This window comes from Sutcliffiella halmapala (assembly GCF_050107295.1).
Taxonomy (GTDB): Bacteria; Bacillota; Bacilli; order Bacillales; family Bacillaceae_I; genus Sutcliffiella_A; species Sutcliffiella_A halmapala_A.
Genome location: NZ_JBNIKR010000004.1, coordinates 266885 through 283588, shown reverse-complemented (window position 1 = coordinate 283588; position 16704 = coordinate 266885). Strand labels below are relative to the sequence as shown.

General features: G+C 42.2%; 15 protein-coding genes. 2 read left to right on the top strand and 13 right to left on the bottom strand.

Translation table 11 applies throughout. The annotated features are described in order from the left end of the window. Positions 1–120: 120 nt before the first annotated feature. The 4 genes from ACQCT5_RS08965 to ACQCT5_RS08950 form a co-directional block, all read right to left on the bottom strand. The gene (locus tag ACQCT5_RS08965; protein WP_499641041.1) at positions 121–2016 is read right to left on the bottom strand and encodes an LTA synthase family protein; all 1896 of its coding nucleotides are present in this window, start codon (positions 2014–2016) and stop codon (positions 121–123) included. A 562-nt stretch (positions 2017–2578) separates the two neighbouring features. Further along, entirely contained in the window at positions 2579–3538 is a 960-nt protein-coding gene (locus ACQCT5_RS08960) for an ROK family glucokinase (protein WP_499641039.1), read from the bottom strand. 16 nt (positions 3539–3554) lie between these two features. Further along, a complete protein-coding gene (locus ACQCT5_RS08955; RefSeq protein ID WP_499641037.1) occupies positions 3555–3746 on the bottom strand; it encodes a YqgQ family protein in 192 nt (63 codons plus the stop codon). A 151-nt stretch (positions 3747–3897) separates the two neighbouring features. Further along, positions 3898–5334, bottom strand: a complete 1437-nt coding sequence (locus tag ACQCT5_RS08950) for a spore germination protein (protein ID WP_499641190.1) — start codon at positions 5332–5334, stop codon at positions 3898–3900. Positions 5335–5517: 183 nt separating this feature from the next. Here ACQCT5_RS08950 and ACQCT5_RS08945 point away from each other — a divergent pair, with 183 nt between their 5' ends. Next, positions 5518–6396: a hypothetical protein gene (locus ACQCT5_RS08945; protein WP_499641035.1), complete on the top strand. Its 879-nt coding sequence runs from the start codon at positions 5518–5520 to the stop codon at positions 6394–6396. Here the strand turns inward: ACQCT5_RS08945 and ACQCT5_RS08940 are convergent. From ACQCT5_RS08940 to ACQCT5_RS08915, 6 genes are all read right to left on the bottom strand, one after another. Then, positions 6371–7888, bottom strand: coding sequence for a rhomboid family intramembrane serine protease (locus tag ACQCT5_RS08940; RefSeq protein ID WP_499641033.1), 1518 nt, complete (start codon positions 7886–7888; stop codon positions 6371–6373). The two genes, ACQCT5_RS08945 and ACQCT5_RS08940, sit on opposite strands and share 26 nt — an antisense overlap. Before the next feature lie 141 nt (positions 7889–8029). Further along, positions 8030–9745 (bottom strand): methyl-accepting chemotaxis protein, encoded by a 1716-nt coding sequence (locus ACQCT5_RS08935; protein WP_499641032.1) that lies wholly within the window; start codon positions 9743–9745, stop codon positions 8030–8032. 183 nt (positions 9746–9928) lie between these two features. Then, a complete protein-coding gene (gene yqgO / locus ACQCT5_RS08930; RefSeq protein ID WP_386635825.1) occupies positions 9929–10108 on the bottom strand; it encodes a protein YqgO in 180 nt (59 codons plus the stop codon). Between the two features lie 78 nt (positions 10109–10186). Beyond that, positions 10187–11131: an L-lactate dehydrogenase gene (locus ACQCT5_RS08925; RefSeq protein WP_499641030.1), complete on the bottom strand. Its 945-nt coding sequence runs from the start codon at positions 11129–11131 to the stop codon at positions 10187–10189. A gap of 102 nt (positions 11132–11233) precedes the next feature. After that, complete coding sequence (locus ACQCT5_RS08920) at positions 11234–12031, bottom strand: DUF92 domain-containing protein (RefSeq protein WP_499641028.1); 798 nt, start codon at positions 12029–12031, stop codon at positions 11234–11236. Further along, positions 12009–12581: a 5-formyltetrahydrofolate cyclo-ligase gene (locus ACQCT5_RS08915; protein WP_499641026.1), complete on the bottom strand. Its 573-nt coding sequence runs from the start codon at positions 12579–12581 to the stop codon at positions 12009–12011. Before ACQCT5_RS08915 ends, ACQCT5_RS08920 begins: the two co-directional genes overlap by 23 nt. A gap of 202 nt (positions 12582–12783) precedes the next feature. Here ACQCT5_RS08915 and rpmG point away from each other — a divergent pair, with 202 nt between their 5' ends. Continuing rightward, on the top strand, positions 12784–12933 hold the full coding sequence (rpmG, locus tag ACQCT5_RS08910) for a 50S ribosomal protein L33 (protein WP_010194590.1): 150 nt from the start codon (positions 12784–12786) through the stop codon (positions 12931–12933). A 41-nt stretch (positions 12934–12974) separates the two neighbouring features. Here rpmG and ACQCT5_RS08905 read toward each other — a convergent pair whose 3' ends face one another. From ACQCT5_RS08905 to ACQCT5_RS08895, 3 genes are read right to left on the bottom strand one after another with little or no spacing between them, the layout of a single operon-like run. Continuing rightward, a complete protein-coding gene (locus tag ACQCT5_RS08905; protein WP_499641023.1) occupies positions 12975–13811 on the bottom strand; it encodes a nucleotidyltransferase family protein in 837 nt (278 codons plus the stop codon). Positions 13812–13823: 12 nt separating this feature from the next. Next, positions 13824–16025 carry a glycosyltransferase gene (locus ACQCT5_RS08900; protein WP_499641021.1) on the bottom strand — a complete coding sequence of 734 codons (2202 nt, stop codon included), beginning with the start codon at positions 16023–16025 and terminating at the stop codon, positions 13824–13826. A gap of 1 nt (position 16026) precedes the next feature. Beyond that, positions 16027–16485: a hypothetical protein gene (locus tag ACQCT5_RS08895; RefSeq protein WP_499641019.1), complete on the bottom strand. Its 459-nt coding sequence runs from the start codon at positions 16483–16485 to the stop codon at positions 16027–16029. Positions 16486–16704: the final 219 nt, after the last annotated feature.

The window sequence follows — 16704 nt, the reverse complement described above, 5'->3', positions numbered from 1 at the left end:
TTCAAATAGGTGACAATATGCGTTTTACTCCTGAAAAGCAAAAAACTCACAGACATTAAATCATTCCGGACAGACGAAAAACCCCGACAAAGCGGATGCTTCATCGGGGTTAGATTTACATTATTCTTTTATTTTAGTTTGATCCATTTGAATGGAAGTTCCATCGTAGAATCTCAATAGATCTCCATAGATGATCTGATCGGAGTATTGAAGCTCTTTTTTGGCTTTCTCCATGTAAGGTTCACATGCTTCCTGATCAACTTCTTCCTCAGACTCTTTATCGTAGCAAGCATTTTTTGTGTAAATGACTTCATCTGTCACGAAGCTTCCGTCACGGAACACTACAAATTCGCTGTGGTCCTCAGAGAATAAGTCTTCCCCAAACTGGATATCGTTCTTCGTTTCCATGCCAAGTAAATGTTTGATGGTAGGCTTAAGGTCGATTTGACCACTTACCGTATCAAATTCCTTTGGATTCTTATCCGTTACACCTGGAATGTGTACAATCATCGGTACACGCTGCAGTTGTGCGTTTTCAAACGGACGAATATCTTTCCCAAGATATTGCGCCATTGCATCATTGTGGTTTTCAGATATTCCATAATGGTCACCATACATGATGATGACTGAGTCTTCATAAAGGCCAGCCGCTTTCAATTCATCAAAGAAATGCTTGATGGACTGATCCAAATAGTTTGCTGTTGGGAAATAGCGGTTCAATGTACGGCTATTAGAATCAAACTCATCAACAAGCTTATCTTCTTCATCCAATACGAATGGGAAGTGGTTAGTTAATGTGATCATTTTCGCATAGAAAGGTTTTTCCATTTCCTTCATGTAAGGAACGGACTGCTCAAAGAAATCTTTATCCTTAAGTCCCCAGCCAACTGAGTTCTCTTCCGTTACTTCATAGCTATCCACGTCATAGAAATTTTCGTAGCCTAATGCGTTATACATAACATCACGGTTCCAGAAGCTTTTGTTGTTCGCATGGAACACTACTGGGTTATAGCCTTTTTCTTTTAAAACATTCGGTGTAGCAGTATGGTAGTCATTCGTACCATGCGTAAAGAACACTGCTCCACGGCCAACAGGATATAAAGAGTTATCTAAGATAAACTCTGAATCAGATGTTTTACCTTGCCCGGTCTGATGGAAAAAATTACTAAAGTAATAACTTTGATCTTTAATTTCATTTAAGAATGGTGTAACAGGCTTTCCATTGATTTCTCGGTCAATGACGAAGCTCTGCAAGGACTCCATTTTTACAACAATGACGTTTTTACCTTCCGCAATCCCGTAGAAGTCGTCATTTGGAGCTTTATAATTGGCATTGATATAGTTCTGAATTTCTGCCAGTTCACTTCCATCCGCCAATGCACGCTGCGCGCGTGTCTTGGATTGAAGGACAGCATCATATACGTGGTAATTGTAAGTTCCAAGGTTTTTCACAAGGATTTCACGGTCGAACGTACGTGTCAATAGCTGTGGTCTTTCCGTTTCTGCCAATCCTAGGTTGAACAGGAAAATTCCTACAATAGAAAGGAAATACATTTTTCTTACCTTTGGACGCCATGTTGCAAAGCTTACGAATGCAGGAGTCCATTTGGAAAGTACGATAAGAATCACCACATCAAGGAACATAAGCACGTCTGCGGGATACATCAATCCAGTAATACTTCCACCAAGATCACTCATGTTACCTGATTGGAACAACAGTGGGATCGTGATGAAATCGTTGAAGAATCGATAATATACGGCATTTGCATAAAGTACAAATGAAATGATAAAGCTTGTAATGATTAAATATCGCTTGGCACCCTTTTCACCAAAGAAGAGCGCGATACCGGCTATCAATAAAATAAAGCTCAATGGGTTAATAAAAAGGATAAATTCTTGTTTAACGGATTCAATGGTAATGTTAAATGCTGTTTTGTATACAATATAGGTTTTTACCCATAGCAGAACCACTGCAATTAGGATAAAAGGAACTTTTGATTTAAAAGCTTGCTTCATCTTTTTACCTCCTTATAACGAAAGACAGGGAAGCTCTTTTATTTATCTTCTTCATTATCTTTAGAAATAATATCTGTTGTTTTTTTAAAGAAAAAATGACTACGACATATCTTAAAACTTTTTTAACAAAAAATCAATGGATAATTAATACTGTGAGAAAAAGGGATTGATAGAATAGTAGTATTTAGGCTATTCAACTTACTATATACATAGACGTTGAACAAGCATAAAAGTTTCATCTTTTTCTGAAGTTTATATATTTAGAATTTTCAAATAAATAATAACTGTTATACACCGCTGTTGATTTCCGCACTAGGCGCAGCGACCCAAGGGGCGTTTGTGGAGCCTCCTCGGCCTTGCCTGCGGGGTCTCCACTAAACGCTTCCGCCAGCAGGAGTCTTCGCCTATTGCTCCAATCAACAGCTAGTATATATTAAAGCAATTCATTCTTTAACAAAGCCAAAAAAAAGAAGACTTGCACAAGAAGCCTCCTTTTTAGTTTATTTCGCTTCTTTCTTTAGTAGATACCCTCCTTTAGAAAGATTCAAACGAAAAATTGATGTTAAATTTTTGTTTTTGCCAGATAAGCCGCTCCGATTACCCCGGCATCATTCCCCAACGTTGCAGTCGCAATTTGAACACCAACTTTAGTCCTTGGGAACAGGAATTGATCGAAGTGCTTGCGCAATGGATTTAATAATGCCTCACCAGCCCGTGATACTCCACCGCCGATCACAATCTTTTCAGGATTCAGTGCATTTGCCAGGTTTGCCAGAACAAGCCCGAGTGGTGCTGTCACCTGATGAACAACCATGGAAGCGACTTCTTCTCCTTCACTAGCAAGTTCAAAGACCACTTTTGCGGTAAGGCCTTCTTCTTTTGCCACTTGGGCAAGCCTGCTTTCAGGGTGCTTCTCCACTTGCTCACTAGCTGTACGGACAATTCCTGTTGCAGATGCAATTGTCTCGAGGCAACCCGTCTTACCACAATTGCAAGGTGCCCCGCCTTCAGGAATGACGGTAATGTGGCCGATTTCCCCGCCGGCTCCGTTAATGCCATGGACAATATCACCATGGGTAATGATGCCTCCACCAACACCCGTTCCCAGGGTTACACAGATAAGATCTTTCGACCCTTCTCCTGCACCCTTCCACATTTCGCCTATTGCAGCAAGGTTTGCGTCATTATCTACTACGACAGGCAAACCTGTTTCCACTTCCAGCAGGTCTTTCAAGGGATAATTCTCCCACCCTAGATTTACTGCTTCATAGATAAGACCTGTTGCCATATTTACCGGACCAGGCGCCCCCATGCCGATAGCTTGAAGCTTTGATTTTGGCTCTTGAAGCTCATCCAGTTTCATATCGATCGCCTTTGCGATATCGGTTGTAATGTTCTTCCCTTTTTCACTTATGTCTGTGACAATCTCCCACTTGTGGACGATTTCACCATATTGGCTGATAAAAGCCATCTTAATTGTTGTACCACCTAAATCAACGCCGACTAACCATTTGCTCTCCATATTTTCCACCTTTTCTTTATCTTTGTTTGGATATTTCCTGTTTTATCAACAACATCGCCGTCCCGAAGCTTTGTGCATCCAGGACACCTGAGTGATAGAGCTCTCTTACTTCATCCTCCATCATCTCCAGGTCCCCGATTTTGTCGCCTGTATAGATGTATGTACCATATCTTTTTAGTAGCTGTCTTATATCTAGAATCGATTTCATATTTCCACCTATTCTCCTTGCGAAAGAAGCGCTTTCTCCTATTAAGTATAAAGAATTAGCTTCGTTCGTCAAGACCACCACATCCGCATTCAATGCATCGATGAAGAGTCATCCCCCTCAAAACAGAAAAAAAGCCGCTACCACGGCTTTTCTATCTGTCAGGATCCCCAGGATGCAAGATGGTGGGTCTTCTATTTTTCAATGGCATCGGGGCTCTGATCAATACATCCCTCATTCCGCGGTAGTTGAATGGAATGAATGGCCACATATACGGCACATTGAAGGACTGCATGCGTAGAAGCAGCATGATGAATGCCAGCAGGCCGATCATGAATCCAGGTATACCGAATAATGCAGTCAGTACAATCAGGACAATCCGAACCAGGCGATTCGCCAGGCTGAGTTCATAGCTTGGCGTGGAAAAGGTTCCTATTGCAGCAATGGCGAGATAAAGTATGATCTCGGGGACGAACAATCCTACTTTTACCGCAACATCTCCAATTAGTATTGCAGCCACCAGGCCAAGAGCCGTTCCGAGCGAGGTAGGCGTATGGATGGCTGCCATCCTCAGCATGTCCATCCCAAGCTCAATGATGAGTATCTGGGCAATCAACGGGACGGTTCCCATTTCTGATGGACCGATATAGGACAACTGCGGTGGCAGAAGCTCCGGATTCAAAGCGAATAGATACCATAAAGGCAAGATGAAGAGGGATGCCCACACGGCAAGAAACCTTACTAGTCTTAGATAGGCACCAACCAATGGCTTGTTCCGATATTCCTCGGCATGCTGGAGGTGATGCCAGAAAGTACACGGAGTGATGATGACACTTGGTGAGCCATCTACAATTACAAGCACATGGCCTTCATACAGATGGGCCGCTGCAGTATCCGGCCTTTCCGTATAGCGTACGGTTGGATATGGGTTCCAATGTCTTCCGCCTACGAATTCTTCGAGTGTTTTTTCTGCCATCGGCAAGCCGTCTGTATCAATCTTCTTTAGAGCATGCTTGATGCGTTCGACAATATGAGGGTCCGCTATCTCCTCCAGATAACAGAGACTGATATCTGTCTTTGACCGGCGTCCCACCTGCAGATATTCCATCCGGAGGGAGCTGTCTCTGACTCTTCGGCGAATGAGTGCACAGTTGAAAATGATGGTCTCGACAAATCCGTCCCTTGATCCTCGGACCACCCTTTCCATATCCGGTTCTTCCGGTCCCCTGACAGGATAGGTTCTGGAGTCGATCATAATCACTTCAGGCACACCTTCCACAACAAGTGCTGTAGGTCCTGAAAGCACCTGGTCGACCACCTGCTCCAGATCGTCTGTTTTGCTCAATTCCACATAAGGAATATATTTTTGGAGTAATTTATCAAGCGGGTGCTCTTCCAGCTCCTCAGGCTCCAAGTCGGAAAGGAATTTCATCAGGAAGAGCATGATGTCATCTTTTCCGAATCCATCTACAAGAAACAGGCCGATTTTTCTGCCTGCATAGTGGAGGTCAAGAAATATCAAATCAAAGCTTTTATCGACAGCCAGTCTATTTTTCAGATAGGCGATATCTTCGTCAAAATTCCCTGTCATCTTTTTTGTTTGCTTGGTCCAAGTCAACGTCTGTTCCTCCTCGCTGCAGCTATCTCTTACATTTTTTACTTATTCGAAAAAAAAATACCAAATAGTAAAAACTAATTAACCGTTTCTTGATCTATTCATAAAAAAATAGACAAGCTCATAAGTTGGTAGAAAGTCTACTTTTGGAGGAGCAAGATGAAAAAAATTTATATAGTAGGAATTGGACTTATATTCGGTTTGGCAGCCACTGTCTTCTTGCTTTTCATGTTTAAGCAGAAAGCCGTCGAAAGCATTATTTTCTTTCCGATTGACCCAACCATTCAAATAAAAGAAGCAGATACAAGTTTGCATCTACTTAATGAAAAGGATAACGACGAATATGTAATAAACTGGGAGGTTACATCAGATACCGGTGAGCCGGTCTACCTTAGACAGGATATTTCTCTTTTATTTGCTGATGGAAGATTAAAGGCAGTTTTATCCGATTGGAAGGATAACAGCAGCGAGTTGACTCAATATGCCACCTATTCAGGCGAGGACAGCAGTCATTTTGTGGCGCTTACCTTTCATCACGGGGAAATTCATCATAAGGATGAAAAGATTACGAGTACCCATAGAATGAGCAAAGACCAGTTATATGTGATCGACTCTTCCTTCAGCCCCCTACAGTCATTCAAGGATGCTGAAACAGAAGAGCAAAGGGAATGGAAAGAGGTCTTGGACAAAGTGACTGCTCAGCAGCTGGAATACTCGTGGGAAAAGGCGGTTGATTTCTTTGATATTCCTGTACAGAATTATGACTTATATTCATTGGAGGAGATTATAGACCTCCAGGAAAAAGGATTGCCTGGAATAGATAATGCCCGTTCAAAGGAGATTGTCGGGAGGCTTTGGGAGGGATTATACAAGGAGTACTTTCTTGGAATAAAAACAGCGGCCGGAACTACCATTCCACCGATAGATAGCTCCCTGCCACTGATATTGATTTCCAAAGACTATTCACATTTGCTTGTTTTATTCGAAACGAGAGAAGGAGAATCCGTCAAGCTCATTCAGAATCTAGGGACTGAATGATTTCGGAACGGAGATTTTGATAATTTGCGCCATCCTCCTCAATTTCAATGGCTCGTTCAATTGAAACGAGCGCTTTTTCTGTTTTCTTCAATTCCAGATACACCAAAGCCAGGTTATAGTGAGCTTCATGGAAGTCGGGTTGTAAGGAAGTAACGTCAACGAGCCGTGACTCCGCTTCTTCCAGCCGCCCTTTTTTAATATCTATAAAAGAAAGATAGAAAAGTACCTCCGGATATTCCTCCTTCTGCTCTTCAAGTGGCAGAAGTATATCATGAGCTTTGTCATACTCCCCGTTTTGAAGAAGCGTTTCTGCTTCGGATATCCTGGTATACGGATTTTCATTGTTATAACCGTAATCGAGCATGTAAAAGGTGATGGTGCAGGCTAGGAGAAGGCCTATTATTCTTGGGAGAGGTTTCACATGCTTCGGCAGATGGACAATAGCCGCTGCAAGGAATCCACCAACCAGCCCGCCGATATGCCCTGCATTATCAATCCCGGGTATAGCGAATCCTATTGTAAGATTGACCCCTATCAACACAAGGATATTCATCCCCATGGTGCGGAGAAAGAGCTTCGGATAGGCAGTACCGACAAAAAGCAATGCCCCGAAGCAACCAAAAATCGCACCCGATGCCCCAGCTGAAATGGAGGGTGTATAGACAAAACTTGCAAGTGAGCCTGCAAAGCCTGCAAAAAGATAGACAAATAAGAAACGGGTATTACCATAGATTCTTTCGACTGCAGTTCCCAGATAATAAAGGGCAAGTGTATTCAGCAGCAAGTGGATAATCCCGATATGCAGGAATATCGGTGTAAAAAACCTCCACCAATCCCCTTCAAGGATCAATGGGTTGAATTTAGCCCCATACTTGATGAGGGTCTCTGTATTCTGACTTCCTCCATTCATTTCCAGGAGAAAGAAGACGATCAATTGTATCCCAATAAACAGATAAGTGAATAATGGCTTGCCGAACTGGAATATTTCCTTTTCTTTCTTGATTGCCCGTGCGGACGCATCCAACACTAGTTGTTTTAAAGGAAAGAGAGCATCCTCTTCTTCATTTTCCACTTCCACCTTAACTTCTTTTCCAATCAGATTGGATATTCTGTTGCAGGAATTCTCAACATTCCCTTCATGGACAATAACGCTATTTACCGTGGCATGATTCTTCTCCAGAGGCTCCTGCACCCGGAATTCCCAGTCATCCACAGGGGGGTAGGTGGAAACATATATATTGACAGCAGCTAGCTTGCTTTTTCTTAGCTGTTTCCTGAAGTTCGCAACCTGGAATACCGTCTTTTCCATATCCCGCTGAAGCCATGTGCTCCAATCGAGATCATAGCGGTACACTCGTATGATCGGGGCTTGTTTATTTCCCAGTCCCTCCAGCCATACTTCCTTATGGTCGGGGGAGATATGTATGATTTTATATTCATGCGTTACAACCAAGCTATATAAAAGATGCCAAAATACAAAATCCTGCTTCAACGGCACACCTCCTCATTCATTACCATTTTATATGGTAGGAATTGAAAAGTAAAAATATTAACTTCTTATACAAAAAAGAAGATACCTATATCTATGAAGGCATCTTCCCTTTAGAAGCACTGTTCAAACTAACAGATTAAATTATTGTAGATGAAACCTCGAAGTGATTGCCGAGAGAGAGTTTGACAATTCATTGAGATGTTTTCCTATGTGGTGATTCCCTTCCATCTGGTCGATCTGATATTCACTGGCAGCAAGCATTTCATCCGAGCTTGCAGAGGTTTCCTGGGACACAGATAAAAGTCCGTCTGCAGACTGTTCAAGTTCAGGTAGAATATATTCCAATTCTTTAAGTTTCCCTTGCATGACCTTCATGTTTTCATTTACGTCCCCAATTTCCTTCATCAGCTCATCAAAAGTGAGCTTTGATGAATTTGCCAAGGTCAGGTTTGACTTCATTTTTGATAGCATTTCATCAAACTCTTCGGTTGCACTTACTGTTACTTCTTCCATGTGAATGATAGAATTGGTGATTTGCTCTGCAGCGTGGGAGGACTGTTCGGCAAGTTTTCGGATTTCCTTGGCAACTACCGCAAAACCTCTTCCTGCCTCTCCTGCTCTTGCCGCTTCAATGGTGGCATTCAATGCCAAAAGTTTTGTCTGCTCAGAAACACCCTGAATAAGCACTACCAGATTGGATATAGAGGATGCATAGTTTTTTACATGCCTGATTGTGGTGTTCAACTTATCAAAATCCTTTTCAAAGGTGGCAATCGTGCCAATCAATTCTTTCATGGTATGCTCACCACCCTTGGCGGACCTGTTCATCGTTTTGGAACTGTGGAATACCACATCCATGTTTTCCATTGTCTCCTCAATCTTTTGTTTCATATCTCTAAAACAGTTTACACTGTCCTCTGAACTGCTTGCAGTCTGTTCTGCACCATGCTTTACCAACTGAATGGCAGATACGAGCTGTTTACTCGATGCAAGGGCATGTTCGGACGAGGATTGAAGCTTTCCACCGGTTTCCTCAAGCTCCACTGTTGTACTTTTAAGTTCATGCACCATACTTCTCATCTGGTCAATCATTGCATTATAGCTTTTATGCAAGGAAAGAATCTCCGGAACCGTTGTATTAATGTCTGCGGCTCGTTCCAGCTTTCCTTCCCTGACCTGCTTCATTGTTTCTCTAAGTATGGAAAGGGGTCTGGTCAAGGTTTTGACAAATAGGACCATCAATAACGTAAAGATAACCAGACTGATAGCAGTGACAATCAAGGTGAAATGAGCCATTTTATCCACTGGTCCCAAGTAGGTTTCTGTTGGGATCAGGATTACATAAGTACCGCCAATTTCCTTCATCGTCCTATATGTAATGGTGTAATCCTCCCCATCCAATTCTTTATGTAAAAGACCGATGCCGCTTTTATCCATTTGAGCAATGAGAGAATCTGATATTTCGGGCAGCTTATCCTTGCTTACTTCAAAAGGGATGATTTGCTGGTCTTTTATGTAGAAGAATTCAGAGAGTATTCCGTCTTTCTCCAGCTTTTTCTGCTGATCCCTGATACTGATCTGAAGTTGCTGCATGAAATAGCTATCTTCACTGACATAGAGGAATTTGAGGTTTTCAGCAAGATGCCCCATCAGTTCTGATTCCCTGAAAAATCTATTTTCCATCGTCTCCATGGTCATTTCTTTTGCCTTCACATAGGAGCTGATGCCGACCGATAGAATGGATCCTACTAACAATGAAACAACCAGAATAAATAATCGTGTGCCCAAATTAACTTTCTGAAAAGCCCGTTGAAACCAATCTTTTATACTTTTTTGTATGTTATCTGTTTTTTCCAAGGTGAACCCCCCGTTGTATCAAAAATGCTAACAGGATAAATTATACAGGTGGAATATTAATCCATTGTAAATATAGTGTAAGGTTTCAAAAGTTAGCTTCAACAAAAAAACTACCCACTAAACCACTCCCAGTTAAGAGAGGATTGACAGGTAGTCCATCATTTTAATTTCCAGCCTGAATTTTCACCCACGAAAAACGGTTTGCAGGAAGCGATCCCGGACAAATGGGATGTCCATTCCAAAGGCCACCACAAACCTTCTAATCGGACTTATGCCAAGAATAGAATTCAAGATCCGATAGCGGTTCTGGTAAATCGCATAGGCTCCTGCGATGATAAAAACTAATCTGATTAAATATCCCATTATCATCCCTCCTGCTATTATGATGCTTCAAATAAAAGAAAAACATGCCTAATATCAGACATGTTTTTCCACCTTATGTTAAAAGACATTCTCTTTAATGCTAGTAAGTACTTCTACAGAATGATGAAACTGTGCTTTTTCTTTTTCATTCAACTCTAACTCTACCACTTGACGGATACCATTTCTGTTTACGATTGACGGGACACCTATATAAATATCCTTGCTGCCATATTCCCCGTCCAAGTAAGCGGAAACTGTCAGGATGGAGTTCTCGTTTCGTAATATCGCTTTCGTCAGACGTACAAGGCCCATGGCAATTCCATAATAGGTGGCACCCTTGCGTTCAATAATCTGGTATGCAGCGTCCCTGACATTTACAAACAGTTTCTCGAGGTCTTGCTCTTTATACTCTTCTTTTTCTTTCATCAATTCAAGGATCGGCTTACCGCCGATGTCCGCTTTACTCCAAACCGGGAGCTCCGTATCTCCATGCTCCCCGATAATATAGGCATGAACATTCCTGGCATCGATTTGAAAATAGTCTCCCAAAAGAAAGCGAAACCTGGCCGTATCCAAAATGGTTCCGGAACCGATTACCCTTTCTTTCGGTAATCCGGAAAACTTCCATGTAGCATAGGTAAGGATGTCAACCGGGTTGGTCGCTACAAGGAATATTCCGTCGAACCCATTTTCCATTACCTGATCGACAATCCCCTTGAATATTTTGGCATTCTTTTCGACCAAATCCAACCTGGTCTCACCAGGCTTCTGGTTCGCACCGGCACAAATCACCACAATATCAGCATCCCTGCAATCCTTATAACCCCCATACCAGATCTTTGTCGGAGCAGGAGCGAAGGCAATACCATGATTCAGGTCCATGGCATCCCCTTCCGACTTTTCCTTATTAAGATCAATAAGGACGAGCTCCTCCGCTACACCTTGGTTCAGCAAGGCAAATGCATAGCTTGAACCAACGAATCCCGTACCAATTAAAGCGACTCTACTGATTCCATTTCTCAAACCAATCTCCCCGTTTCTTATCAAGGATTAACTATAACTGTATTTTACACCGAAAGTTTGTGAAACACTGAGCAATATGTTTCTATTCTGTGTCAAATAGATTTATGTAAAAGCGAGCATCGCGGCCAGGAATGAGACAAATACGATGGATCCGATATTCACCATATCATTATTTACAGCTCGAAATCCTTTCACCAGTTCAGCAGGCTTTCCGCAGTGATGAGGACTTTCCACAGTCCTTCCACAGAATGAGCATCGGTACGAAGCCTGGATCGAAGCGCCAAGAAAGGTATCAACAAAGCAGCCAAGTATGCCAAATAAGGAAATTAACACAGCTGTGCCAAGCGATACCTCTGTCCAAAACAGAAAAGCCGCAACAGCAATGAGTCCAGCTCCGGCAACAGAAGCTCCCGTCCCCAAAAGACTTATGGCCCCTGATGTTCCCCTGCTTACTCTTTTAAGTGTAAGAATGGAAACTGGATCCTTCTTGCTAAGAGTGCCTATTTCGGATGCCCAGGTATCTGAATTTGCCGCTGCTATCGCTGTTACAAACCCGACCAACCATGCTTCAGAGGGATATAGTAAGAAGCTCAAACTAAACAGTGCCGGGACCATCCCGTTTGCAAACACTTGAAAGATGTCGCGCTGGGACCCTTTTTCCAGAACTTCATCTACTTTTAACTTGCTCTTCTTTTTATACCTGCTCCAAAGGCTTGAGGTTACAAAAAAGATACCGATCAATAGAAGCCCATAGCCTTTGAACCCGGCAGCAATCATGATGCCGATGATGCACGTTCCGATTGCGCCTGACCTTGAAAGTGCCTTGGCTTTATACCCCAGCCCTGCAAGCAGGAGGATTCCCCCAAGCAGCACCGCGCTATTCTCCAAGAGTACAGTCATATGTAGTCTCATCCGTCATGATTTTGCTTACAGGAATATCAAATGTTTCATGTTCCAACTCTTTTTTCACCTGTTCTTCGAAGGCCAATGAAACCGTGATCCCGTTGTAATCTGTTAAAAAGCGGTCATAGTAGCCTCCACCAAACCCGATCCGGTAGCCCTTCTTATCAAATACGAGTCCCGGTACGAGTATGAGATCTATAGCTGATTTTTCACAAGGCCAGGTTCGAGTGGGGTTTGGCTCCCGTAACCCAAAGTAGACAGTCTCCAGTTCATCGAATGATTTCAATAGATAGAATTCCATGCTTTTATCCCTGGGATGGCATTTTGGAACAGCAACTAGTTTCTTTTCAAGCCATGCCTGTTCGATAATGGAGATGGTGTCCACTTCCGGAACCCTCGAAACCGTCACCCCAACTGTCTGCACTTTCTTCCAATCAGCCGATGAAAAAAGTGTTTGATGAATTTTTTGTGATTTCTGCTCGTATTGATTTTTCGAAAGTCCAGACAACCATTTTTTCATTTCTTCCCGCTGTTTTTCTTTGTCCATATCAAAAACGCTCCTTACCATTATCATTTCTCTCTATAAAGAATATACCAAGAAACACTTCTTTCTTCTATTGGAGGAGAGGAAAAGATGCAGGATTTCCCGTCTATTTTGCCACCTCTGAAAAAAGACTGGCATTCCGAAAAAAAAGGTGATATTATAGTAAGGTCTGAATTGAAAGCTTTATATGTTTGGAGGGATAACGATGCGCGTAAACGTAACTTTAGCTTGTACTGAAACTGGTGATCGTAACTATATCACGACTAAAAATAAACGTAACAACCCAGATCGTCTTGAGCTTAAAAAATATAGCCCAAGATTGAAAAAAGTAACTGTACACCGTGAAACAAAATAAGCAGCAGGATTTTCCTGTCTGCTTATTTTTTTTGCCTACACTTAAGATCCCGCTTTCACCAACGTTTTGCTCTTGCCGCTTTTTGCAGAGAAGGAGGATCCCCTGATATATCGGACATGTGAGCCAACCCACAACTTTGGCAGGACATCTTCCTCTTGCAGGGAAACCTGCACTTTTCTCTCAAGCATATCATACTGCGCTTGGCGGTAATCCTCATGGCTTCCGATATCCTTCCAATACCCCTTCGCCTTGAATCCATATAGCCCCATATTGTTTTCCATGAGTTTAGGAAAGAGTTCCTTGCTGAAATCATATTCCCTGTTTTTCTCCATCAAGCAAAGTACTAGGGGATCTACAATATAGATTCCGGTATTCACCACTCTGCTGAATTCCTGATTCTTTTGCGGTTTTTCCAAAAAACGCTTTATTTTCCCATTAAGGTCGGTTTGGATGATGCCGAATTTTGCAGGTTTTTTTACTTCTTTCATGAAAACGGTGAAAAGTGATTTATTCTGTAGATGGAATACCAATCCATCAATCAGATCAAAGTCCGTCAGGGCATCACCGCTTATAACAATAAATGGCTCATCCAACAGTTCTTCCGCATTTTTCACACTTCCTGCAGTACCAAGTGGGGCATCCTCGAATACATAAGTAAGATTCACTCCCCACCTCGATCCGTCTCCAAAATAGTTCATGATTTTGTCCCCGAGATACTGAAGCGTGACGATGATATCGGAAATGCCATGTTTTTTTAGCAACTCAATACTATATTCCATGACAGGTTTATTAAGCAAAGGTACGAGTGGCTTTGGCATTCTTCTTGTAAAAGGATGCAGGCGTGTGCCCCTTCCACCAGCCAGTATAACTGCCTTCATACATAATCCCTCCTAGTGGACGGAAGAAGTAGTGATGGTGCTTTCGTAGATGTACTCTGTTTTTCGTCTTACATCTTCCCAATCATATTCTTTCAAAGCTATTTCTCTCGCATTCTCCCCAAGCCTTTTTCCTAAAGCGGGATCTTCCAATACATTTGCAATCTGACCTACTAACTGTTCGACTTTTCCAGGCTCGAAATACAACCCTGAGAATTTATCCTCCAGTATGGTTGCTAGACCCCCTGTTCTGGACGCGATGACGGGCTTTCCTGCCATCATTGCCTCAAGCGCCACGATACCAAATGGTTCATAAGTGCTCGGTACAATCATTAGATCACATTGTTTCAGCATCGTTGTTTTTTCCTTCTCATACAAAAACCCTACAAACATAATCGACTTTTCCAATTCCAATTGGATGACCCGATTTCGGTAGGTATCCAATAACGGGCCTTTCCCACCTGCTACAAATAGACAATCCGGGTAATCCTTTAAAATTGTGGCGGCTGAATCTATAAATAAATCGAATCCCTTTTCCGGTACCATTCTTCCAAGAGCAAGCACGAGTCGATTATGCGTATACCGCTCCAAGAGCAGCTTGATGTTTTCACTTTCCTCGATTTCCTCCACCTTGCTCACACCATTCGGGATAACGGCAAACTTCTCTTTTCTAAAAGCAAATTCACGTTGCAATTCCTTTTCCATATAATCGCTGCAGACAATCACCCTATCCGAATAGGAAATCAGATCCTCTTCCTGCTGGATCGTCATTTCCTGGAGAAGAGTAGGACGCTTCCCGTTCAAACGGCCTGTTTCAGACGCATGTATCGTTGTAATCAAGGGGATGGATAGACTATCCTTGATGCTTCTTGCTGCAAGCCCTACCATCCAATCATGCGCATGGATGATCGTAAAATCCGATTGAGCGTTCAGCTCCATCGCCTTTTCCACCATATTCATATTGAATCTCGCTACATACAGATGAAAATCATCCAAGGTTTGATGAAATTCCTTTATACGATGAACATGAATGGAATTGCATAGTTCATAATTCGGCGCACCGACAAAGCTTGGTGTCAATACAGTGACATCATGACCTTCCATCGTCAAAGAGTTCGCAAGTTCCCAAACATGCTTTCCAAGCCCCCCTACCACAGAAGGCGGAAACTCCCAGGAAAGCATCAGGATCCTTTGCTTACCGGTCTTTTTTTCTACGCGTATCAAATGATTATGACTCTGGATAGAAGAATAGAATAGTTCCTTCCTATCCACTTCTGGAAAAGTTGCTTCTTTCTTTTTTTCAAGATTGAAGATTGCTTTTCCGTTCATCATAACTTCTGGAAATAAGGTAACTTCATTATCTCTAATACCAGAAGGTGTAATCCATTCCATCCAACTACTTGCCACAACTTTCCTCATAAACACTTCCAGGAAATCCGGTAATTCCAGCCAATCCGTTCCGATTTTCCCCAGGGAAAGGGTAACATTCAAGTTGGATGGATTAGAAGTTTCTTTTGCAGCTGCGTGTAAATGCTCTACGAGATGTATTGCATGTTTTTCCAGGGATTGATGTGCAACCGTGCTCTCATACCACATTCGGTTCGCTCGATTCTTCATGCCTTTTTTAAAAAGCTTGATGCCTATCGGTCCGCGATAATCCTGCCATACGGAATAGTCCTTAATCTCATCCCATGTTCTTTCATATACCACATCACTCACGGGATCGAGATAATTTGAATCACTGGAAAAGCCTGTTTCCCCAAATAGCTGATCCTGCAAGACCGTTCCCTCATCCCGAACTTTTGAAATGGCAATCAGTTTTCCACTTTCCACCAAGCTTTTAAGCAGCAGTTTTATATTTTCTTTATATTCCGCCAGCAGCTGGGTGAGTTTATCAGATTGGTTTTTATGGAAGGAGAAGACCGCCTTTTCGTCAGGGAGGGATGTATTGGCGATCTCCTGTTGAAGGAACGCCGATCTTTTATGCAGGTAGGAGGAGTAACGCCGTATTAAACGTTCATCGGAGAGGTTTTCTAGAAAAGAAGTGGAAAAGGCCACCGTTAACGGGATATCGAAATCATCGTTGTGACTGTGTGAGAACAATGGAAGATATAAAAGGGTAAGCTGTTCAAAAAAATTGACTTCCGATTGATAATCCTCCTGTTCCACGAAAGGAAAGTCGGCTTTAATCACCATGGAAAAAAATGTTTTTTTCATTCTACTTCCCTCCTTCATTTTCATAATAGGTGTATGTAGAAAACTGTGAATACCAAGTTTTGCTATCCATCTGGAGTGAAGTCCATTCAGCTTTTTCGGAGTTGCAAAGCCTTTGTTTTCCATTAAATCTTGCACGTTCTGATTGCAGAATCGGGAAAAATTCTCCCCCATAACCGAAACCAACCTCGACAATGATTTCATGCAATTCAGGTAAAGAATGTACTGCAACAATATTAGAGCCTTCTTCTACCACTATATCGAGATACTGCCCATAATGGCTATTAATCTGAAAGTTTTCCTTCCATCCAATAATTCGGACCGTAACAGGCAAAGACAGTTCATCTTTTCCTTTGTACATGTGAACAAAGGACTTGCGCCAGGAGGCGTATTGCCATTGGACAATCAATTTGCCATGTTCATCACTATGAATATGGAGGAATTCTTTATGGGGTTCAGACATTTTCAACCATTCCTCCTCACGTTCATGGACCTAGCTTTCTTTCATCATATCATGTGAAAATTCTTTCCCACAACCACCCTTTTTTGTCGTCTTTTCAGTTATTGTGTTAATTTTTCAAAGATTTTTTATGACCGTACCTTAAAAAAATTCACAAATATGTCATATTTAAAAGAAGAAATTGTCGAAGAGGTATGTTGCCTTGCTTTTGTGTATGTTATA